The sequence below is a fragment of the Aeromonas sp. CU5 genome (assembly GCF_002586745.1).
GTDB lineage: Bacteria > Pseudomonadota > Gammaproteobacteria > Enterobacterales > Aeromonadaceae > Aeromonas > Aeromonas sobria.
Window position 1 is genome coordinate 3,887,738 of record NZ_CP023817.1, and the last position, 19,763, is coordinate 3,907,500.

At 59.7% G+C, this 19,763-nt stretch carries 22 protein-coding genes and 1 riboswitch; of the genes, 12 read left to right on the forward strand and 10 right to left on the reverse strand.

What is annotated here, in order from left to right; translation table 11 throughout:
• The first annotated feature begins 36 nt into the window (after positions 1 to 36).
• Entirely contained in the window at positions 37 to 498 is a 462-nt protein-coding gene (locus CK911_RS17500) for a DUF6314 family protein (RefSeq protein ID WP_172954044.1), read from the forward strand.
• Between the two features lie 91 nt (positions 499 to 589).
• On the opposite strand, the gene CK911_RS21615 is transcribed toward CK911_RS17500, so the two are convergent.
• The 3 genes from CK911_RS21615 to CK911_RS17510 all read right to left on the reverse strand — a co-directional run bounded on the left by CK911_RS21615 (position 590) and on the right by CK911_RS17510 (position 2,007).
• Entirely contained in the window at positions 590 to 715 is a 126-nt protein-coding gene (locus tag CK911_RS21615; RefSeq protein WP_301337398.1) for a hypothetical protein, read from the reverse strand.
• Positions 716 to 961: 246 nt separating this feature from the next.
• The gene (locus CK911_RS17505) at positions 962 to 1,123 is read right to left on the reverse strand and encodes a hypothetical protein (RefSeq protein WP_098971540.1); all 162 of its coding nucleotides are present in this window, start codon (positions 1,121 to 1,123) and stop codon (positions 962 to 964) included.
• A complete protein-coding gene (locus CK911_RS17510; RefSeq protein ID WP_042022997.1) occupies positions 1,108 to 2,007 on the reverse strand; it encodes a DMT family transporter in 900 nt (299 codons plus the stop codon). The genes CK911_RS17505 and CK911_RS17510 overlap by 16 nt, the downstream gene beginning before the upstream one ends.
• A gap of 90 nt (positions 2,008 to 2,097) precedes the next feature.
• Between CK911_RS17510 and CK911_RS17515 the strand changes: the two genes are divergently transcribed.
• Positions 2,098 to 3,057: a LysR family transcriptional regulator gene (locus CK911_RS17515; RefSeq protein WP_098971542.1), complete on the forward strand. Its 960-nt coding sequence runs from the start codon at positions 2,098 to 2,100 to the stop codon at positions 3,055 to 3,057.
• Here the strand turns inward: CK911_RS17515 and trpS are convergent.
• Both trpS and CK911_RS17525 read right to left on the reverse strand, forming a co-directional pair.
• Positions 3,036 to 4,049, reverse strand: a complete 1,014-nt coding sequence (trpS, locus tag CK911_RS17520) for a tryptophan--tRNA ligase (RefSeq protein ID WP_098971544.1) — start codon at positions 4,047 to 4,049, stop codon at positions 3,036 to 3,038. The two genes, CK911_RS17515 and trpS, sit on opposite strands and share 22 nt — an antisense overlap.
• Positions 4,050 to 4,241: 192 nt before the next feature.
• Entirely contained in the window at positions 4,242 to 4,679 is a 438-nt protein-coding gene (locus tag CK911_RS17525; protein ID WP_005339229.1) for a universal stress protein, read from the reverse strand.
• A gap of 232 nt (positions 4,680 to 4,911) precedes the next feature.
• On the opposite strand from CK911_RS17525, the gene CK911_RS21235 reads away from it, so the two are divergent.
• The 7 genes from CK911_RS21235 to CK911_RS17555 all read left to right on the forward strand — a co-directional run bounded on the left by CK911_RS21235 (position 4,912) and on the right by CK911_RS17555 (position 12,150).
• Positions 4,912 to 5,172: a hypothetical protein gene (locus CK911_RS21235; RefSeq protein WP_157774564.1), complete on the forward strand. Its 261-nt coding sequence runs from the start codon at positions 4,912 to 4,914 to the stop codon at positions 5,170 to 5,172.
• Entirely contained in the window at positions 5,169 to 6,356 is a 1,188-nt protein-coding gene (fabV, locus tag CK911_RS17530; RefSeq protein ID WP_098971546.1) for an enoyl-ACP reductase FabV, read from the forward strand. Before CK911_RS21235 ends, fabV begins: the two co-directional genes overlap by 4 nt.
• 92 nt (positions 6,357 to 6,448) lie before the next feature.
• Complete coding sequence (gene ftnA / locus CK911_RS17535; RefSeq protein WP_042023001.1) at positions 6,449 to 6,973, forward strand: non-heme ferritin; 525 nt, start codon at positions 6,449 to 6,451, stop codon at positions 6,971 to 6,973.
• A gap of 147 nt (positions 6,974 to 7,120) precedes the next feature.
• Positions 7,121 to 8,305, forward strand: coding sequence for an NAD(P)/FAD-dependent oxidoreductase (locus CK911_RS17540; protein ID WP_216640707.1), 1,185 nt, complete (start codon positions 7,121 to 7,123; stop codon positions 8,303 to 8,305).
• Positions 8,306 to 8,386: 81 nt separating this feature from the next.
• Positions 8,387 to 10,060 (forward strand): sensor histidine kinase, encoded by a 1,674-nt coding sequence (locus CK911_RS17545; protein ID WP_172954045.1) that lies wholly within the window; start codon positions 8,387 to 8,389, stop codon positions 10,058 to 10,060.
• A gap of 46 nt (positions 10,061 to 10,106) precedes the next feature.
• Positions 10,107 to 10,850 carry a LytTR family DNA-binding domain-containing protein gene (locus tag CK911_RS17550; RefSeq protein WP_098971553.1) on the forward strand — a complete coding sequence of 248 codons (744 nt, stop codon included), beginning with the start codon at positions 10,107 to 10,109 and terminating at the stop codon, positions 10,848 to 10,850.
• Between the two features lie 109 nt (positions 10,851 to 10,959).
• The gene (locus CK911_RS17555) at positions 10,960 to 12,150 is read left to right on the forward strand and encodes an MFS transporter (RefSeq protein WP_005357090.1); all 1,191 of its coding nucleotides are present in this window, start codon (positions 10,960 to 10,962) and stop codon (positions 12,148 to 12,150) included.
• A gap of 73 nt (positions 12,151 to 12,223) precedes the next feature.
• Here CK911_RS17555 and CK911_RS17560 read toward each other — a convergent pair whose 3' ends face one another.
• The 4 genes from CK911_RS17560 to CK911_RS17575 form a co-directional block, all read right to left on the reverse strand.
• Complete coding sequence (locus CK911_RS17560; protein WP_098971555.1) at positions 12,224 to 13,348, reverse strand: 5-(carboxyamino)imidazole ribonucleotide synthase; 1,125 nt, start codon at positions 13,346 to 13,348, stop codon at positions 12,224 to 12,226.
• Entirely contained in the window at positions 13,345 to 13,854 is a 510-nt protein-coding gene (purE, locus tag CK911_RS17565; RefSeq protein ID WP_098971557.1) for a 5-(carboxyamino)imidazole ribonucleotide mutase, read from the reverse strand. Before purE ends, CK911_RS17560 begins: the two co-directional genes overlap by 4 nt.
• A gap of 63 nt (positions 13,855 to 13,917) precedes the next feature.
• Complete coding sequence (locus CK911_RS17570) at positions 13,918 to 14,220, reverse strand: hypothetical protein (protein ID WP_005321666.1); 303 nt, start codon at positions 14,218 to 14,220, stop codon at positions 13,918 to 13,920.
• 4 nt (positions 14,221 to 14,224) lie between these two features.
• Entirely contained in the window at positions 14,225 to 15,151 is a 927-nt protein-coding gene (locus CK911_RS17575; protein WP_172954046.1) for a sodium-dependent bicarbonate transport family permease, read from the reverse strand.
• Between the two features lie 111 nt (positions 15,152 to 15,262).
• Here CK911_RS17575 and CK911_RS17580 point away from each other — a divergent pair, with 111 nt between their 5' ends.
• From CK911_RS17580 to murI, 3 genes are all read left to right on the forward strand, one after another.
• Positions 15,263 to 16,165: a LysR family transcriptional regulator gene (locus tag CK911_RS17580; protein ID WP_098972770.1), complete on the forward strand. Its 903-nt coding sequence runs from the start codon at positions 15,263 to 15,265 to the stop codon at positions 16,163 to 16,165.
• A gap of 35 nt (positions 16,166 to 16,200) precedes the next feature.
• Positions 16,201 to 16,379, forward strand: a riboswitch (cobalamin riboswitch).
• Positions 16,380 to 16,430: 51 nt separating this feature from the next.
• Entirely contained in the window at positions 16,431 to 18,281 is a 1,851-nt protein-coding gene (locus CK911_RS17585) for a TonB-dependent receptor (RefSeq protein WP_098971559.1), read from the forward strand.
• Between the two features lie 110 nt (positions 18,282 to 18,391).
• A complete protein-coding gene (gene murI / locus CK911_RS17590; RefSeq protein WP_098971561.1) occupies positions 18,392 to 19,195 on the forward strand; it encodes a glutamate racemase in 804 nt (267 codons plus the stop codon).
• A 7-nt stretch (positions 19,196 to 19,202) separates the two neighbouring features.
• Here the strand turns inward: murI and CK911_RS17595 are convergent, their stop codons facing one another.
• On the reverse strand, positions 19,203 to 19,694 hold the full coding sequence (locus CK911_RS17595) for an RNA-binding protein (protein WP_042023013.1): 492 nt from the start codon (positions 19,692 to 19,694) through the stop codon (positions 19,203 to 19,205).
• Positions 19,695 to 19,763 lie beyond the last annotated feature (69 nt).

Sequence of the window (19,763 nt, forward strand, 5' to 3'; positions counted from 1 at the left end):
TTTGATTTGTCATCAGTTGTCAATTTTAAGGGGGCTATGATGGCCGAGATGGAAGCGGCAATCCAGCGTTTATGGGTGCGATTGCCACAGGTCGGAGCATTTGCCTTTACCGCCAGCAATGGCGAGGGGTCGGCGACCGACTGGAATGGTCGCGGTGAGGGAACCGTGCTGGTGACCGATCACCATGGCGGTTGGCTGTTTAGCGAGCAGGGCCGCTACACCACGCCCCACGGAAGGGAGCTCGCCATGCACAACCGCTTCTGGTGGCAACGCAGTGGGCGGGGGATCCGCCTCGCTCATCTGCGTTATGAGCAGCCGGTGGCGCTGTTCGAGCTGCTGCCGCAAGGGGATGGCCGCTGGCTGACCGCCGAGCCCCATCTGTGCGGGGCGGATCACTACAGCGCCGAGCTGACCGAGATCGACGACGGTTTTCTGCTGAGCTGGCAGATCACCGGGCCGCGCAAGAACGAGCGGCTCAGTTATCGCTATCTGGTTTGACTCTCAAGTAGATCTATCTGTTTGTCTATTCGAATAGACTGGTTTGTCATCTTGGCTGCGTGTGTAAGGTTCGCGATTTGTTACTTTTCAGTCACTCAGCGATAGCGTTGATCAATATTGCAATGGCCAATACCGCCAAGGCAAAGCACAGGTTGTGTACCGGTGGGTTGGTGGCCAGAGTATCCAGAATATGAAGCAGTAGTAGAGCAGTACGCATGTGAATTTCCTATCGAGAAGTGGGTTCTATTTATCAATACCCAGTTCTTTAAAGATTCACTGTTGGTGAGAAATCACAGTTAGCTCAGCCCCCATCAAAACCGTTGATAACAGGTAACGGTCTTCTCCTGATCTCGAACATAAAAAAACCGGCGCAGAGCGCCGGTAGCGGGAGACAATCGGAGGTTTTTTAAAAAGGTCCCCAAACAGGAGCGATACGCTCTCTTCACACACTCAGATCTTGCATTCAGGCATGGATGGCATAGCTCAGCATGGCTTGCAGCTTGCTATCGAACAGCCAGGGCAGCAGAACCATCAGCAGCCCCAGCATGCCAGCCAGTCGCTGGCGATATTGCCAGCCAGCAATCACGACCAGACCACCGCACAGTGTGGTCAGGATGCCTGACACAGTGAGCTCTCGCGCTGCATGCGGCGCTGCTGCGCCCACTGGTTCATGGCAACCGAGCCAAGGATCAGCGCCAGTGCGACACCGGTAGTGGGATGGATCTGCTCACCGAGGAACATGGCACCCAGCATCACGCCGAACAGCGGCACCAGATAGTTGCTGAAAGAAGCAAAGGTCGGGCCCGCTTTCTGGATTAGCGCCATATAGAGGAAGTAAACCAGACCGGTACAGAGGGTACCCAGCACGGTAATCGCGCTCAGAGCCTGGCTGCTTGGCATGGTCAGCTGGCTCAGATCGGTCAGGAAGGGAGCGGCCAGCAGCAGTTGGATGGCAGAGGAGATCAGGATGTTGCGGGCAACGACCACGGGGTGATCTTTGGCGAAGCGCTTGATCATCAGCAGGCCGATGGCAAAGCAGCTGGCGCCGAACAGGATGGCAATGGCACCGAGCAGACCGGCGTTCATACCTTGGGAGAGCTTCGGCCAGAACAGGATGAGCACGCCAGCAAAACCGATGATCACCGAGAGCAGGCCGCTTTTGGTAATTCTTTCGCCAGAAATAAACAGGGGGGCAGCCAGAATGGTCACAAACGGGATGCAACCCATGACCACGGCGGCGATGGCGCTGTCTACGTATTGTTGGCCCCAGGCGACCATGATGAAGGGGATAGTGGCATCCAGCAGGGCGATCAGCATATAAGTGCGCCACGGGGTGTGCTCACTCTTGAGACGCATGAACAGGCAGAGCAGCCCCAGGGTCAGGCTACCGCACAAGGCACGACCGGCAGCCACCATGATGGGGGGCAGTTCGGCAACGGCCTGATGCATGAAAATGAACTGGGAACCCCACAGCAGGCCAATGGCCAGCAATAACAGATAGCTACGCATGTTAATCTCCGATGTATTGAGCTGTGCATTCTAGGGAATCTGCTAGTATGGCGAAAATGAATTGTTGGCATCCTACTATGGTGAATATCGATGGATAGCTCACTCGCCCGCCTCGACCTCAATCTGCTCGCCGTATTCGACATGCTGATGCAGGAGCGTAACGTCACTCGTGCCGCTGATCGGCTGCATCTCTCTCAATCCACCGTCAGCCACGCGCTGGGGCGGTTGCGAGTAGCGCTGGATGATCCGCTGTTTGTGATGAGTCGGCGCGAGATGATGCCGACCGAGCGGGCCAAAGCGTTGGCCGGGCCGGTACGGCAGGCATTGGCGATGCTGGAGCAGGGGCTGCGACAGGCCAAGGGGTTTGATCCCGCCACCGCGCGGCGGATTTTTCGTATCGCCACCCCGGGCTCGGTGGAGCATGGGGTGGTGCCGGTGCTGGTGGATTGGCTCCATCGACTCGCGCCCCACTGCCGGTTGGAGGTGTGTGACTTGGCCGACAGCGACTACGAGCGGGAGCTGGAGAAGGGGGAACTGGATCTGGTGATCGGTTTCGCCGGTGCCAACCACCTTTCGCCTCGCTTGTGGCGGGAGGATTGGTTCAACAATCCGCTGGTCTGCCTGTCTCCGCTCGGTAGCGAGCTGCCCGATGTGCTGGGGCCTGCCGAGCTGGTCAGCCGCCCCCACATCCACACCTCCAGCTGGGGCCATAGCCAAGCGATGGTTGAGCTCTGGCTGGCCCGCTTCGGGGTGGCGCGGGAGCTGGGGGTCAGATTACCGAGTTTTATGGCGGTGCCGCCACTGATGGCCAGTGGTCGCTATCTGGTGGTGGTGCCCGAGATGATCGGGCGCCTGTTCTGCCGCTACTATCCGCTACGGATGCATCAGCTAAATCCCGCCATCCCCATCATCTACCTGATGGCGGGGCACCCGCTCACCGCCCACGACGAGGCGATCGGCTGGTTCAAGAGTCTGCTGCACCAGCTGGTGTTCGACCTCTACGGAGCTGATGCTCTGGGCTCACCGGCTCAACGCAGTCTGGCGAAGTAGTCCAGCCCCATGGCGCTTTTCACCTCCGCCAATACCTCATCGGTGATGACGCGGGCCTGCTCGGTGCCCTGATAGAGCAGTGCCAGCAGTTTGTCCTTGTCGGCGATGGCGGCCTGACGGCGCTCCCGCATCGGTGCCAGCAGGGTTTGCAGGCAGTCGTTGAGCACCTGTTTGCAGCGCATGTCGCCCAGTCCGCCGCGCTGGTAGTGGGTCTTCATCTCGGCCACCAGCGCCTTGTCGGGGTGGAAGGCATCCAGATAGGCGAACACCGTATTCCCCTCCACCTGACCCGGATCGCTTACCCTGAGGTGGTTGGGGTCGGTATACATGGCGAATACCGCCTGTTTGACCTCTTCCGCCGACATGCCGAGTTCGATGGTGTTGCCGAGGGATTTGGACATCTTGGCCTTGCCGTCGATGCCGGGCAGGCGGCCGGTGTCGCTCAGGATCGGCTGGCATTCGGTCAGCACCTCTTTGCCCACCAGTGAGTTGAAGCGGCGCACGATCTCGTTGGTCTGCTCCAGCATCGGCAACTGATCTTCCCCAACCGGTACATGGCTGGCGCGAAAGGCGGTGATGTCGGCGGCCTGACTGACCGGATAGACCAGAAAACCGGCCGGTAGCGTGCGCTCGAACCCTTTCTGCTGGATCTCCGCCTTGACCGTGGGATTGCGCTCCAGCCGGGCGACGCTGACCAGATTGAGGTAGTAGCAGGTGAGTTCGGCGAGGGCGGGCAGGGCGCTTTGCAGGCAGAAGGTGGTTTTGGCCGGGTCGAGGCCGACCGCCAGATAGTCGGCCATCACCTCCAGCACGTTGTCGGTCACCTTGGCCGGGTTGTGGCCGTTGTCGGTCAGCGCCTGCAAGTCGGCGATCATCACGAATTGACGGTAGTGGTGCTGGGCTTCGACGCGCTGGCGCAGGGAGCCGACATAGTGGCCGATGTGCAGTTTGCCGGTGGGACGATCGCCAGTCAGGATAATGGGGTTGTGCATGTCACTCTCTCCAGTTGGGTGAGCCGGGAGGCGACAAAGGGATAAAAACAGTTGACCGCCTCTCGGCGGTCACGGTGTTTTCTTTGGGAAATCTTGAATAGAAACGCGGTGCCGCCTGTTTAGGAGCAGCACCACCAGTAGTTGTGATTGAATGCGGTCATATTCATAGCAAATCAAACTACGCCGGTTTCATTACTTCTGCAAGGGGACGACCAGCAGATCGCACGGCACCGTATTCATCAGCTGACGGGCACTGGAGGTGAGCAGGCTCCAGAAGCTCTGGCGATGGCCGCACACCAGCAGGTCGATTTCATACTCCTTGACCGCCTGATTGACCCGCTCGCTGAGATCGCCACAGATCACCAGCTTCTTCTCGATGGGGTAGTCCACCGAGGCTAGAAATGCCTCCAGCTTCTCTTTCGCTTCAGCGATCACCTGATCCTGCACGTTGTCGATGTCGATATCGATCATCTCGGTGTAGAGATCCTTGAGGTCTACATCGACATGGATAACCGACAGCTTGGCGCCGTTGGAGCGAGCTCTGTCCACCGCCTTGTCGATCACCTTGCGGTTATCTTCAGAGAGGTCGATCGCAGCCAGAATATGCTTGTAATAGGTTGTTCCACTCATGGGGGTTCTCCTTACCGATCCTTCAGCCCACTATACCCATCTCTGCTGAAACTAAAATGGTGTATCAGGCACAGTTTTGGGATTTAAATGAGTTTAATTTCGTGTGCCACAGGGTGAGCCACTCAGTTATTGACCATTGTTTGCCTATAAATTAAACAAGAGTTTGAAGCAGGTCACACCCCCTGGCTTGCCGATCAGGGGGGAGAAGCATAGGATGGCCCCGTGCTTCGCAATGAACACAAAACAACAAAAAGCATCTGAATACCGCTTTGGGGAGCCACGTGCTCCCTTTTGTTTTTCTGCCTCATTTCCTGCCGCTTTTCTGACTGATGCGATCCGGCATCAAGTTAATCTCCCGCGATTTGGTTATGCTGTAGCCAGTTTCTTTGGCGGCCTCCCCATGATCATTCACCCGCAGATTCAGGTGTGGTGCGGGTTTGCCCGCAACGGTCGCCCCTCATATCGCCTTGATGCCTTGGAGATTCATTCATGATTATTCACCCACAGATCAAGGGCTGTGTTGCCCGTAACTGTCACCCCATCGGCTGTCGCGCCGCCGTGCAGCAGCAGATCGAACGGATTAAGGCGGCTGGCCCGTTCAACGGGCCCAAGCGGGTGCTGGTACTGGGTGCCTCATCTGGATTCGGGCTGGCATCGCGCATTGCGCTGGCCTTTGGGGCCGGTGCCGATACCATCGGCATCTCCTTCGAGCGCGGTCCCTCCGACAAGGGGCAGGGCAGCGCAGGTTGGTACAACAACATCTGGTTTCGGCAGGCGGCGGAGCAAGAGGGCCGTATCGCCATCAACCTGATCGGTGATGCCTTCTCCGATGGCATGCGCCAGCAGGCCATCGACACCATCCGCCAGCAGCTGGGGCAGGTGGATCTGGTGATCTACTCGCTGGCGAGCGGCATTCGGGTGCTGCCGGATGGCACGCAAGTGCGTTCGGTACTCAAGACCACCGGTCAGTCGTTCAGCGGTTGGGGGCTGGATCTGGAGCAGGATACCCTGGTGCAGCAGTCGCTGGCCCCCGCCACCCCGGAGGAGATCCGCGACACCGTCACCGTGATGGGGGGCGAGGATTGGCAGCTCTGGCTGCAGGCGTTGCAGCAGGCCGATTGTCTGGCCGCTGGCGTCCAGACCGTGGCCTACTCCTATATCGGCCCCGAATCCACCTATCCCCTCTATCGGGATGGCACCATCGGTTATGCCAAGGAGCATTTGCACGCCACCGCCGAGACCATCAACCTGCAACTGGCGGAAGTAGGCGGTCACGCCTGGGTATCGGTCTGCAAGGCGCTGGTGACCAAGGCGAGCGCCTATATTCCGGTGCTGCCGGTCTATCTGGGCTTGCTGATGGGGGTGATGAAGGAGCGCGGCGTCCATGAGGGTTGTATCGAGCAGATGCAGCGACTGTTTGCCGCCAAGATGTATGGGCCCAATGGGGTGGTAGCCGATGGCAACCGGTTGATCCGGATGGATGACCACGAGCTGGACCCGGCCACTCAGGCCGCCGTCTCGGCGCTCTGGCCCAAGGTGACGCCGGAGAATTTCCACGCTCTGGGGGACTTTGCCGGATTGCGGCAGGATTTCATGCAGCTCAACGGCTTCGAGCTGCCGGGGGTCGATTACGCTGCGCCGGTGGATGTCGCCTCCCTTGGCGAGCTGACCCCCTGAGCTGAAAGAAACGGGATCTCCCTCTCGTTGATGGGTTGATTCGAAGCCGGAGTGTGGCGACAATCGATACCACATCACTGAGGAGAAACAAGATGCTGGCCCAAGCCATGATCGAAAAGTTGAACGAGCAGATTAACCTGGAGTTCTACTCCTCCAATCTCTATCTGCAAATGAGTGCCTGGTGTGAAGACAAGGGTTTCGAAGGTGCTGCCACCTTCCTGCGCCAGCACGCGGTTGAGGAGCGCCAGCACATGGAGCGCCTGTTCACCTACGTGAGCGAGACCGGTGCCATGCCGCGTCTGGGTGCTATCGATGCCCCTCCCTATGAGTTCAAGTCGCTGGGTGACGTGTTCCGCTCTACCCTGGAGCACGAGTACCACATCACCAAGTGCATCAATGGTCTGGCCCACGTGGCCTTCACCACCCAGGACTACTCCACCTTCAACTTCCTGCAGTGGTATGTGGCCGAGCAGCACGAAGAGGAGAAGCTGTTCAAGAGCATCGTCGACCGTCTGGGTCTGGTGGGTGAAGATGGCAAAGGCCTCTACTTCATCGACAAAGAGCTGGCCGAACTGGCCAAGGGCGCCCCTGCCAGCATCATGGACAGCAACGCCTGATAGTCGTGGACACTTAGTGTTCAGCCAGTACAATAACGGCCCTTTTAAGGGCCGTTGTTTATTCTGATGCGAAACCAACGTTGTGTTCTGCCAGAGGCAATCGCGGTTCTGGCCAGGTGCCGTTTTTCTTTTGATAAGTGAGTGATGATGAAGCAGGTCGATGTGGTGGTGATTGGGGCCGGTGCGGCCGGATTGATGTGTGCGGCGCAGGCGGGCTACCGTGGCCGCTCCGTGCTGGTGCTCGACAACGCCAAGAAGCCGGGCCGCAAGATCCTCATCAGTGGCGGTGGCCGCTGCAACTTCACCAACCATCAGGCGGGCGCCCACGCCTACCTCTGCGCCAACCCTCATTTCAGCAAGTCGGCGCTGGCCCGCTACACCCAGCAGGATTTCATCGATCTGGTGGACCGCCACGGGGTCAACTATCACGAGCGCACCCTGGGGCAGCTGTTCTGCCTCGAGAGTGCCAAGGAGATCGTCGATGTGCTGCTCACCGAGTGCGACTGGGCCGGGGTGACCCTGCAGTTCCAGACCGAGATCCTCACTGTCAGCAAACAGGATGAGGGCTTCGTGCTGACCACCAGCAAGGGTGAGATCGGCTGCCACTCGCTGGTGGTGGCGACCGGCGGTCTCTCCATGCCCAAGCTGGGCGCTACCCCCTACGGCTTCAAGCTGGCGGAGCAGTTCGGCCTCAACGTGCTGCCGACCCGCGCCGGTCTGGTGCCCTTTACCCTCCATCAGGCGGAGAAAGAGGCGTTCGCCGATCTGGCGGGCATCAGCCTGCCGGTGGCGGTGACCGCCGAGGATGGCACCCGCTTCAAAGAGGCGATGCTGTTCACCCATCGCGGCCTCTCCGGCCCCGTCATCCTGCAGATCTCCTCCTACTGGCATGCCGGCGAGAAGATCCACATCAACCTGCTGCCGGAGCTGGATATTCCGGCCGCCCTGCGGGAGTGGGCGCAGGCGCACCCCGCGCAGGAGCTGAAAACCGTGTTGGGGCGCGAGCTGCCCAAGCGCCTGGTCGACAAGCTGCTGGAGCTGGGTCAGCTGGTCAGCAAGCCGATGCGCCAGTACAACGAGCGGGAGCTGGAGGCTGTAGCTAACCTGCTGGGTGACTGGCAGATCCTGCCCAACGGCACCGAGGGGTACCGCACCGCCGAAGTGACCCTGGGTGGCGTCGATACCAACGAGCTCTCCTCCAAAACCATGGAGGCGCGCAAGGTGCCCGGCCTCTACTTCATTGGCGAAGTGGTGGATGTGACCGGCTGGCTCGGTGGCTACAACTTCCAGTGGGCCTGGTCCTCCGGCTGGGTGGCCGGTCAGTACTGTTGATGTCACAGGGGCTGGTTTATCCGGCCCCGGTTTATTGGATGGGGTTATGGTGATCGGTCGGGTTGCCGCAAGGGGGCGCAGATGCTTGAGAATCAGATGATGTTGTTGGCGGTGTTCGAACGGGCGGCGCTGATGCTGATGACCCTCTTCTTTCTGACCCGCACCCGGCCGTTCCAGCGGCTGTTCCAGAAGCGGGATCACACCCCGGCCGAGCTGGTGCTGGTGGCCTCCATCTTCGGCCTGTTTGCGGTGTTCAGTACCTACACCGGCATTCCGGTGGAGGGGGCGCTGATCAACGTGCGGATCATTGCCATCATCTCCGGTGGCATCCTGTTTGGCCCCTGGGTCGGCATTCCGGCCGGGGTCATCTCCGGTCTGCACCGCTACCTCATCGACATGGATGGTCACACCTCGATCCCTTGCCTCATCGCCAGTATTATCGCCGGTCTGCTCGCCACCTGGCTGCACCTGCGCTGCCGCAAGTCGCGGCTCTGGCTCTATGGCATTCTGGCGGGGATGCTGTGCGAAGGGCTGACCATGCTGCTGATCTGGCAGCTGACCGAGCCCCACTCGGTGGGGGTGGAGATCGTCAGCCACATCGCCTATCCGATGATCGCCGGGGCGCTCTGCATCGGCCTTATCATCAAGCTGGTGCAGGATCTGGATGACGAGAAGGAGCTAATTGCCGCCAAGCAGGCCAAGCTGGCGCTGGATATCGCCAACAAGACGCTGCCCTTCTTCCAGAACATCGATCGCCACTCTCTCAGTCAGGTGTGTGATGTGATCCGGCGCGACATCAGCGCCGATGCGGTGGCCATCACAGATACCCATGATGTGCTGGCTTATGTCGGGGTGGGCAAGGATTATTACGAGCTGGACGAGCACCACGCCATCAGCGGCATGACCCAGCAGGCGGTGCTGCTCGACCAGATCATCATCAACAACGATCTGCGCCAGTATCACCTCTCCGATTTCCACTCGGTCATCATTATTCCGCTGCGGGAAAACGGCTCGGTGAGCGGCACCCTCAAGATCTACTACCGCCGCACCCACAGCATCACTAGCTCGCTGCGAGAGATGGCGGTGGGTCTCTCCCAGCTCATCTCCACCCAGATGGAGGTGTCGCGCATCGAGCAGCTCAAGGAGATGACCCGCAAGGCGGAGTTCACCGCGCTGCAGAGCAAGATCAACCCGCACTTTCTGTTCAATGCCCTCAATGCCATCTCGTCACTGATCCGCATCCGGCCCCAGCAGGCGCGCCAGCTGATCGCCAATCTGGCGGACTACCTGCGCTACAACCTCAACAAGGGGGATGAGCTGATCGATATTCAGGAGGAGCTGCAGCAGGTGCGCGACTACGTGGCCATCGAGCAGGCCCGCTTTGGCGACAAGCTGGAGGTGGTGTTCGAGGTGGACGATGTGCACATTCAGGTGCCGAGCCTGCTGTTGCAGCCGCTGGTGGAAAACGCCATCCTGCACGGCATCCAGCCCCGCAGCGCGCCGGGTCGGGTCACCATCGAGGTAAAACAGTTGGCGGGAGGTATTCGGGTATCGGTGCGGGATACCGGTTACGGCATCAGTCAGGCGGTGATCGACGGGGTGGCCGCCGGTCGGGTGGAGAGCCGCAGCATCGGTCTGATGAACGTGCATCAGCGGGTCAAGTTGCTCTATGGCGACGGCCTGCACCTCAAGCGGCTGGAGCCGGGTACCGAAGTGAGTTTCTATCTGCCGGATCAGGAGTCGATGCCATGCTGAGTGCCATCATGGTTGAGGATAAGTGTGTGCCGCGAGAGGTGTTGTCATGCTGAAAGCCATCATAGTGGAAGACGAGTATCTGGCCCGCGAGGAGCTGATCTATCTGGTGAATCAGCACAGCACCATCGAGATAGTGGCGAGCTTCGAGGATGGGCTGGAGGCGTTCAAATACCTGCAGGATCACGAAGTGGACGTGGTGTTTCTCGATATCCAGATCCCCTCCATCGACGGTCTGCTGCTGGCCAAGAACCTGCATAAGTCGAGCCATCCGCCCCACATCGTCTTCGTCACCGCCTACAAGGAGTTTGCGGTGGAGGCGTTCGAGCTGGAGGCGTTCGACTACATCCTCAAGCCTTACAACGAACCGCGCATCATCAATCTGCTGCAAAAGCTCGAGCATGCGGGCAAGTCGCAGCCAGCCACTACGGGGGAGGCGAGCGGTGATGGGAATAGCCCGCACAATCGCACCGTCAATCTGGTGAAGGGGGAGCGCATCATCGTCACCCCCTGCGAGCAGATCTACTACGCAGAAGCCGACGAGAAGCTCACCTATGTCTATACCCGCGATGATCGCTATGTGATGACCATGACCATTAGCGAGTTTGTCAGCCGCTTGCCGGCCGAGGGGTTCTTTCGCTGCCACCGCTCCTACTGCGTCAACATCAACAAGATCCGCGAAATAGTCCCCTGGTTTAACAGCACCTATCTCATCCGGCTCCATGATTTGCCGTTCGAGGTGCCGGTCAGCCGCAGCAACATCAAGGCGTTCCGTCAGCTGATGCGGCTCTGATTGTCATTCATTCCCGCCGATCTGCATTTCATGCCTTAATCGATCGGCGCGAGCTGCGTCTTGCCTATAGTGGCCTCAATTTCCTGAAGGCCATCGACCGAGACGCATCATGACCAAAGAGATGAATCGCACCCGCTACCTGACACTGATCGGTACCATCATCACCCAGTTCGCACTGGGTTCTGTCTACACCTGGAGCCTGTTCAACGCCCAGCTCTCCGACAAGCTGGACGAGCCGGTGAGTCAGGTGGCCTTCGCCTTTGGCCTGCTCAGCCTCTCGCTGGCAGTCGCCTCCTCCATGGCGGGCAAGCTGCAGGAGCGATTCGGGGTGCGTAACGTGACCCTGGGTGCTGGCGTGCTGCTCGGCATCGGCTTCTTCCTCACCGCCCATGCCAGCAATCTGGCGATGCTCTACCTCTGCGCGGGCATTCTGGTCGGTTTTGCCGACGGTACCGGCTACCTGATGACCCTCTCCAACTGCGTGAAGTGGTTTCCGGAGCGCAAGGGGCTGATCTCTGCCTGCTCCATCGGGGCCTATGGCCTCGGCAGCCTCGGTTTCAAATACATCAACCTGCTGCTGCTCTCCAGCGCGGGTCTTGAGACCACCTTCCAGCTGTGGGGGCTGATCGCCATGTCCATGGTGCTGGTGGGTGGCATGCTGATGAAGGATGCGCCCAAGCAGGCCGCCTCTTTGCAACAGAGCGAGAGTCGTGACTTCACTCTGGCCGAGGCGATGCGCAAGCCGCAGTACTGGATGCTGGCGCTGATGTTCCTCACCGCCTGTATGAGCGGCCTCTACGTCATCGGTGTCGCCAAAGACATCGGCGAAAGCATGGTCGGTCTGTCGACTGCGGTGGCGGCCAATGCCGTCGCCATCATCGCCATGGCCAACCTGGGTGGCCGTCTGGTGCTGGGGATCCTCTCCGACAAGATGTCCCGCATCCGGGTCATCACCATCGCCCAGCTGATCACCCTGGCGGGCATGGTGCTGCTGCTGTTCGTACCGCTCAACGCCAACCTGTTCTTCGTGGCGGTCGCCTGTGTGGCATTCAGCTTCGGCGGCACCATCACCGTTTATCCCTCGCTGGTGAGCGACTTCTTCGGTCTCAACAACCTGACCAAGAACTACGGTGTCATCTATCTGGGCTTTGGTCTGGGCAGCATCATCGGCTCCATCGTGGCCTCCCTGTTTGGCGGCTTTATGGCGACCTTCAACCTGATCCTGGTGTTGCTGGTGGTGGCGCTGGTGCTCTCCCTCACCATCCGCCTGCCGGCGCCGGTAGCGGTGGAGCGGGCCTGATCAGCCTCCCTGCCACAGCAAGCAAAAACGAAGACCCGGGCCATGCCCGGGTCTTTGCATTTCCGATGGTCGATCAGCTTGGCGCTAGCCCCAGCAGCTGGCGGGCCTGACGGCAGGTCTCCTCCACCGTTGACCACTCATCACCGGTTACTGTGATATGGCCCATCTTGCGGCCGGGGCGGGGGTCGCCCTTGCCGTAGAGGTGCAGATGCAGACCGGGCAGCGCCAGCAGGGCGGCCCAGTCGGGTGCGCCGTTTTGCCAGAGATCCCCCAGCAGGTTGATTAACAGGGCGGGGCGCACGGCGATCTGCTCTGGCAGCGGCAGATCGCACAGGGCCCGCACCTGCAACTCGAACTGGCTGCATGGGGCGTTGTCGAGGCTGGGGTGGCCCGAGTTGTGGGGACGGGGCGCCAGCTCGTTGACCAATAGTCGCCCCTCCACCAGAAAGAACTCCACCGTCAGCACACCCACGTAATCGAGGGCGGCGATCAGCCGCTCGGCTATCCCTTTGGCTTTACTCTCCAGCGCCTGCACATTGGCCGGGGAGCGGGTCTGATCGAGAATGCCGCCGCTGTGCCAGTTCTGCACCAGCGGCAGGGCGCTGATGGTACCGTTTGGACTGCGGGCCAGGGTCAGGGCAAACTCCCCCTCCAGCGCCAGCCGTTGCTCCAGCACGCAGGGCACGCCGCTGGCGGTCAGCGCGCTCGCCAGCTCATCCAGATTACTCACCTGCCACTGTCCCTTGCCGTCGTACCCCTCGCGGGCAGTCTTGAGAATGGCGGGGAACAGCGCGCTGGCCTGTGCGGGAATAGGCTCTTCTGGCAATAGCGCCAGATGGGGGGCGACCGGGATATTGGCCCCGCGCAGCAAGGCTTTCTCCTCACGGCGATCCTGACAGATGCGCACCGCGCTGGCGGCCGGACGCACCGGCTGGTACTGCTCCAGCAGGGCCAGGGTGGTGGCGGGCACGTTCTCGAACTCGCAGCTGATGGCCTCGCAGCGGCTGGCCAGATCGTGCAGGGCGGCGGTGTCGTCATAGGGGGCGACAATATGGTGATCGGCGGCGGCACCGGCGATGCTGGCCGGGTCAGGATCCAGTACCACCACCTTGTAGCCGAGGCGGTGGGCGGCCATCACGAAGTAGCGGCCAAGCTGACCGCCGCCGAGCATGCCGAGGGTGGCGGGGGGCACTATCATGTCGGCTCCTCCAGTTGCAGCGCCAGCACCCGAGCTCGCTCGTGGGTGCGGAAGTCGTCGAGCTGCTGCCGGTAGCGGGGGGCGTCGTCATCCCGCGCGACCGAGAGCAGGGAGACCGCGAACAGGGCGGCATTGGCGGCCCCCGCCTCGCCGATGGCGAAGGTGGCGACCGGCACGCCTTTAGGCATCTGCACGATGGAGAGCAGGGAGTCCATCCCCTTGAGGTGGCGGGAAGGGATGGGCACCCCCAGCACCGGCAGCGTGGTCTTGGCGGCAACCATGCCCGGCAGGTGGGCGGCGCCACCGGCCCCAGCGATGATGGCGCGCAGGCCACGATCGCGGGCACTGGCGGCATACTCGAACAGCAGATCCGGGGTGCGATGGGCCGAGACTACGCGCGCTTCGTAGGGTACGCCGTGCTCCTTGAGGATGCGGGCGGCAGCCTGCAGCACGGGCCAGTCGGAGTCGGAGCCCATCACCAGGCCGATCAGCGGAGGGGTGTTCATGTGTATTGGCTCCTTGCTGTTAAACGTTTGCTTTAAGTGAACAAAAAGAGCCGGCAAGCCGGCTCAGAATTTCTCGGGCCGCACGATTTCGACCGGTTGCAGAAAGGCGATCATGGCGTAGTCGGGGTAGTAACGACTCTGCAGGTGGGCCAGCAGCCGCTCCGCCTGCTCCCGGCTGCAGATCGCCTCCAGCCGGATATTGCCGCTCTCACTCCAGCTGGCGTTGCGCTCGCCGTGATCACCCCGGCCCCGGGCATCGGTGATGGTGTAGCCGCGCAGTCCCTCGCGGGTGAGAGTGCGCAGCAGGGTGGGCTCCAGATTGGCTTCCGTGATGACGGTGAGCAGGGTGCGGGTCTCGGTCTGCATGTGGCTACTCCGTAAAGTGGTGGGCCCAGCTGTGGTAGAGCGGGATCCCCAGCATGATGTTGAACGGGAAGGTGACCCCCAGCACGGCGCTGAGGGACAAACCGGGGTTGGCCTGGGGCAGGGCGATGCGCATGGTGGTCGGCACGGCAATATAGGAGGCGCTGGCCGCCAGGGTGGCCAACAGGGTCAGGCCGCCGAGTGAGAGCCCTATGATTTGGCCAACCGCCAGTCCCAGTAAGGCAGAGGCTAGCGGCATCAACAGCGCGAAGCCGAGCAGGAAGAAGCCATGTTTGCGCAGGTCCTGACACTTGCGGGCGACGATCAGCCCCATCTCCAGCAGGAACAGCGCCAGCGCCCCCTTGAACAGGTCGACAAACAGCGGTTTGAGCGGGGCAACGCCATCCGGGCCAGCCAGATAACCGATGGCCATGCCGCCAATGAGCAGTGTGACTCCCTTGCCGAGGAAGGTCTCGTGGGCCAGCATGCGCCATTGAGTCTGGCGACTGACCCCACGAGCCAACACGATTCCCACCAGAATGGCCGGGATCTCCATCACCGCGAGGAAGATGGAGAGCTGTGATTCAAAACTGATGCCGCGCTCGGTCAGCCAGTTCACCCCGACCGCAAAGGTGGCGACGCTGACCGAGCCGTAATGGGCGGCAGTGGCGGCGGCATCCACCCGGTTCATCTTGATCCGCAGCAGCGCAAAGCCAGCCAGGGTCTGCACCACCCCGAGCAGGATAACCAGCGCCAGCTGTGGTAGCAGGGGTAACAAGGGTTGTTGGGCCAGACCGACGCCGCCCTTGAGGCCAATGGCCAGCAGCAGGAAAAGGGAGAGGGTATCGTAGAGCGCGGGCGGTAGTTTCAGTTCTGATCGCACCAGACCGGCCAACAGACCAAACAGAAAGAACAAAACAACAACGTCCAGCATGAGGGCTCGCGGGTTGGAGTGGAGATAATGGTTGCATGCTAGAGCCCGCGATGTTTCGATAAAATCAGATTCTGACTGATGGTTGTTCGGTAAAAACTGATAGGGAACGACATGCTCAACTACAAACAGCTCTACTACTTCTGGCATGTGGCGCGCAGTGGCAGCGTGACGCAGGCGGCGCAACAGCTGCATCTCACGCCGCAGACTATCAGCGGTCAGGTCGCCGAGCTGGAGAGCTCCCTCGGGGTGGCGCTGTTCAACCGGGTGGGGCGCCGCCTCGAACTGACGGCTGCTGGACGGCAAGCGCAGGAGCAGGCGGGGGCGATTTTTTCGCTCGGCGCCGAGCTGGAACACTCCCTGCGCCACGCCAGTCAGGAGCTGACCATGCAGGTGGGGATCGCTGACTCGGTGCCCCGAGCGTTGGCGTTCGAGCTGCTGGCCCCGGCGATGGCGCTGGCGATACCGCTGCGGTTGATATGCCACGAAGAACGGGCCGAGTTGCTGTTCAGCGAACTGGCCCGTCACAAGCTCGACATGGTGCTGATCGATCGTCCGCTCCCAGCCGACAGCAATCTGCGCGGTTATAACCACGAACTGGGACGCAGCCCGCTGGCGCTGTTTGCCACACCCGAGCTGGCAGTGCGGGCGCGGGCTGGTTTTCCCGCCTCGCTGGAGGGGTTGCCGCTGCTTATCCCCGGCGACAAATCGGCCACCCACGACCGGTTGCTGGCGTGGTATCGCCAGCAGGGCATTCATCCCCATCTGGTGGGGCAGTTTGACGACTCGACTCTGATGAAGTCATTCGGCAAGGCGGGGATGGGGATCTTTCCCGCGCCACTGGCCATGGCCGACGAGATTGTGCGTCTCTACGGGGTAGAACGCATTGCTACCCTGCCCGAGGTGACGCTTTCCTACTATCTAGTCTCGGCGGGGCGCCATCTCTCCCATCCCGGAGTGCAGGCGGTGATGGCGGGGGCACAGCAGCGGCTGGCAGCGCTGGGTGGCCATACATAGAAATCTGGATGGCTATACATCTAGCCTTGCTCTGCCTATAATCCCCCCGCTTTGGCGCATCATGCTTAATAGGGAATCCGGTGAAAATCCGGAGCTGGCGCGCAGCGGTAAGGGGGAGCGAAGCGACATCAGGGCACTGCCGTCAGGTGGGAAGCCGTCGCCGTAGGTTATTAGCCCCCGAGCCCGAAGACCTGCCAAAGTTCGTATTTCGTGCCGAGAGAAACCGGCCACGAAGTAGATACTTACGCGAACTTAAGGATCTCTCATGTCCAAGACATTACTGGTGGCGGCTGCCCTGTTGCCGACGGCGGCGTTTGCCCAAACCACCATCCCCATCAATCCAACTCTGGTGATCACCGCCAATCGCGTGGAACAACCGGTCAGCTCGGTGCTGGCTCCCGTGGTAGTGATTGATCGCGCCGAGATTGAAGCCCGCCAGATAGACAATTTGCCGGATCTGCTAAAAACCCTGCCGGGTGTCCAGGTTACAACGCTGGGCGGGAGAGGTCATCAAAGCAGCCTTTTCATCCGCGGTACCAACTCCAACCACTCGTTGCTACTGATTAATGGCCGCCCCATCGCCGCCATGGTGGCGGGCACGCCCGATCTTAGCCAAATCCCGCTCGGCAATATTGAGCGCATCGAGTATATCCGTGGCCCACGAGCGGCGGTGTATGGTTCCGATGCTATTGGCGGAGTCATCAACCTCATCACCAAAACATCCGCCAAGAATGGCAGCGAGACACATCTGAAGGGCGGTGCTGGCAGTAATGGCTATGGTCAGGGCGAGCTAAGAACGGTTCAGTCATTGGGCCAAAAAACCGATATGAATATGATGATCGGCTATGCGCGTACCGATGGTTATGATATCAGGGCACAAGATGGCTATACCCCTATACAGCTTGATCGGGATGGGTTTGCTGGTTTGAATGGCCAGATTGGTTTGAATCACAGCTTCAACGATGCTTGGAGTGCCGACATTAACGCGCAGGGTTATAACAATCTCACTGACGTGGATGGTGGTGAAGACTGGAACGAGCCTGGTGTCCCGTCCTCAGATAAAAGTCGGGTGCAGGCCTTTCAATATGATGGTGGCCTTAAGTTCCAGAGTAACGCTTTGACCAGCCGACTGGAGGCCAGCTACGGTGAGAACACGCTGAAAAACTGGCAGGAGAGTAAGGGGGAAGATAGTGGCCAGCCCATTCATACGGGTTTGACTCGCTTTTCTTGGATCAACAGCTGGAGCGGCATCAAAGGGGTCAATCTGACAGGTGGTGCTGACTGGCAGCGTGAGGAGATGAAATCAGACTCCCGTAGCAATGACACAACCTTTAACGCTCCTGATCGTGACAATACAGGGTTGTTTGCCGTGGGGAGCTATCGTTGGCAGGCTCTGTTGTGGGAGCTTTCCGGTCGTACCGATGACAACACCCAATATGGCCGCCACAACACCTGGTCTGCCGCCAGCGGACTGGATATCGATGAGAACCACAATGTACGACTGAGCTATGGCACCGGCTTCAAGGCTCCGACCTTCCTCGACCTCTACTATCCCAATTATGAGAATCCGAATCTGAAACCGGAAGAGAGCAAGAACTTGGAGCTGGATTTCTCCGGTCGTTATACCGGTTGGGACTGGTCGGCAAACCTCTACCGCAACCAAATCGAAAACCTGATTCAGTGCCAAAAGGGTTATATCACTTGTACCAAGGGCAATACTGATGCCGACATTGAAGGTATCGAGCTGGCTCTTGGGCTGGAGACGGGAGTCGTGCATCATAATTTCAGCTATGACTACACCCGCGCCAAGGATAAAAATGCCAATGATCAGCAACTCTTGCGTCGAGCGAAACACAAAGGTGCCTGGCTGACCAGTTTCACGACAGGTCAAATGACCTGGAGTACAGAGGTGCTATATGTTGGTGAAAGACTCGATGTAGGCAATGTTGAGTTGAGCCCGTATACCCTTGTGAACTTGGGTGCTACCTACGCCGCTACTAATCAGCTGACATTGGGCGGTCGCATCGATAATTTGTTTGATCGCAATTACGAAGTCGCTAAAGGCTATGCATCACCGGGTACCGAGTTCAAAGTGACAGCCGACTATCGCTTCTGATGCTTTATTTGGTTCATCTTTGAAAAACCCAGGCCCTGCCATATGCGGGGCCTTTTCTATTGGGCACAGGCGGGAGTATGATCGCCGCCTTGCACCAAAGGGGAGGTCAAGTGGCCAATATTCTCGTGTTTGATTCCGGTATGGGTGGCTTGACCATCTATCGCGAGATCCGCCGCGCGCTGCCGGCACACCACTATTTCTACTGTTTCGATAACGCCAACTTCCCCTATGGTGAGCTAAGCGAACCGGCCCTGATTGCCGCTTGTTCCCGATTGGTCACTACCATGGTGTCCCGTCATCATATTGATCTGGTGGTCATTGCCTGCAATACCGCTAGCACTATCTGCCTGCCAGCACTGCGCGCGGCACTGGATATTCCGGTGGTGGGGGTGGTGCCAGCCATCAAACCGGCCGCGGCCCAGACCCGCAATGGCTGTATCGGTCTGTTGGCCACGCCGGGCACGGTGAGTCGCGACTATACCCAAGAACTGATCGCCCAGTTTGCTCCCGGCAAGCGGGTGCTGCTCAAGGGCACCACCGAGCTGGTAATAGAAGCCGAACACAAGCTGGCGGGCCTGCCGGTCAATATGGTGTTGCTGCGCGAGGTATTGGCCGACTGGCTGGAGGGGGAAGAGAAGCCGGATACGCTGGTGCTTGGTTGCACCCATTTCCCGCTACTCAATGAAGAGATTGGGCAACTGATGCCGCAATGTCAGCTGATCGACTCGGGCAGTGCTGTTGCCAAACGGGTGGCCTGGTTGCTGAGCAATGGAACGCATGCCGCCGCGCAGCCTGTACATATAGAAGAGGTGATCGCCAGGGCTTATTGTACCCGGCTGGATGGGGATGCCCAAAAACTGACAGCCCCCTTGCAAGCATGGGGGCTGTCATCACTGGAAGAGGTGAGGTACTGACGAGTGGTTAGACGTCAGCTTCGCTACCTTCCCTTTCCTCTTTATCACGTTTGTCATTCGCTTCACGTACCTTGAGGGTGCGCTGCTGGTACTCTTTATCATTCAAAGCGGCAATCGCTCTGGCGGCATCGGCGGCGGGCATCTCCACGAAACCGAAACCTCTGCGCTTGCCGGTGGCCTTGTCCTTCATCAACCGCACGGATATCACTTGGCCCTGTTCGGCAAACAATTCGCGCACCGCAATCTCGTTGGCGCGATAGGGCAGGTTGCCTACATATAAGGTGCAAGTCTCCTGACTGGTGATCGATTCAGCGGCATCAGCTTGGGTTCGCTTCAGGAACAGCGGGACCACAAAACCGCCGATGGCCAGACCTGCAGCAAAAATCACTTCTGCTTTTAAAGAGAAGTGCAGGGCCTGGGCGACCAGGTAACCAACCACTGCCAATATCAGAGCAAGGATTGCGGCCTGCATATATACGGGAAACTTGGATAAATTCATCTTAAAAGACCTTTTGTAAATGAAAGCAAAAAAGGTGCAACACTATATTCACCTCCATGGTAACCAGCT

Coding starts and splice junctions, on each gene's coding strand:
- CK911_RS17500 (WP_172954044.1), top strand. CDS start 37: ATGATGGCCGAGATGGAAGCGGCAATCCAGCGTTTATGGGTGCGATTG.
- CK911_RS21615 (WP_301337398.1), bottom strand. CDS start 715: ATGCGTACTGCTCTACTACTGCTTCATATTCTGGATACTCTGGCCACC.
- CK911_RS17510 (WP_042022997.1), bottom strand. CDS start 2,007: ATGCGTAGCTATCTGTTATTGCTGGCCATTGGCCTGCTGTGGGGTTCC.
- CK911_RS17515 (WP_098971542.1), top strand. CDS start 2,098: ATGGATAGCTCACTCGCCCGCCTCGACCTCAATCTGCTCGCCGTATTC.
- trpS (WP_098971544.1), bottom strand. CDS start 4,049: ATGCACAACCCCATTATCCTGACTGGCGATCGTCCCACCGGCAAACTG.
- CK911_RS17525 (WP_005339229.1), bottom strand. CDS start 4,679: ATGAGTGGAACAACCTATTACAAGCATATTCTGGCTGCGATCGACCTC.
- CK911_RS21235 (WP_157774564.1), top strand. CDS start 4,912: ATGAACACAAAACAACAAAAAGCATCTGAATACCGCTTTGGGGAGCCA.
- fabV (WP_098971546.1), top strand. CDS start 5,169: ATGATTATTCACCCACAGATCAAGGGCTGTGTTGCCCGTAACTGTCAC.
- ftnA (WP_042023001.1), top strand. CDS start 6,449: ATGCTGGCCCAAGCCATGATCGAAAAGTTGAACGAGCAGATTAACCTG.
- CK911_RS17540 (WP_216640707.1), top strand. CDS start 7,121: ATGAAGCAGGTCGATGTGGTGGTGATTGGGGCCGGTGCGGCCGGATTG.
- CK911_RS17545 (WP_172954045.1), top strand. CDS start 8,387: ATGCTTGAGAATCAGATGATGTTGTTGGCGGTGTTCGAACGGGCGGCG.
- CK911_RS17550 (WP_098971553.1), top strand. CDS start 10,107: ATGCTGAAAGCCATCATAGTGGAAGACGAGTATCTGGCCCGCGAGGAG.
- CK911_RS17555 (WP_005357090.1), top strand. CDS start 10,960: ATGACCAAAGAGATGAATCGCACCCGCTACCTGACACTGATCGGTACC.
- CK911_RS17560 (WP_098971555.1), bottom strand. CDS start 13,348: ATGATAGTGCCCCCCGCCACCCTCGGCATGCTCGGCGGCGGTCAGCTT.
- purE (WP_098971557.1), bottom strand. CDS start 13,854: ATGAACACCCCTCCGCTGATCGGCCTGGTGATGGGCTCCGACTCCGAC.
- CK911_RS17570 (WP_005321666.1), bottom strand. CDS start 14,220: ATGCAGACCGAGACCCGCACCCTGCTCACCGTCATCACGGAAGCCAAT.
- CK911_RS17575 (WP_172954046.1), bottom strand. CDS start 15,151: ATGCTGGACGTTGTTGTTTTGTTCTTTCTGTTTGGTCTGTTGGCCGGT.
- CK911_RS17580 (WP_098972770.1), top strand. CDS start 15,263: ATGCTCAACTACAAACAGCTCTACTACTTCTGGCATGTGGCGCGCAGT.
- CK911_RS17585 (WP_098971559.1), top strand. CDS start 16,431: ATGTCCAAGACATTACTGGTGGCGGCTGCCCTGTTGCCGACGGCGGCG.
- CK911_RS17595 (WP_042023013.1), bottom strand. CDS start 19,694: ATGAATTTATCCAAGTTTCCCGTATATATGCAGGCCGCAATCCTTGCT.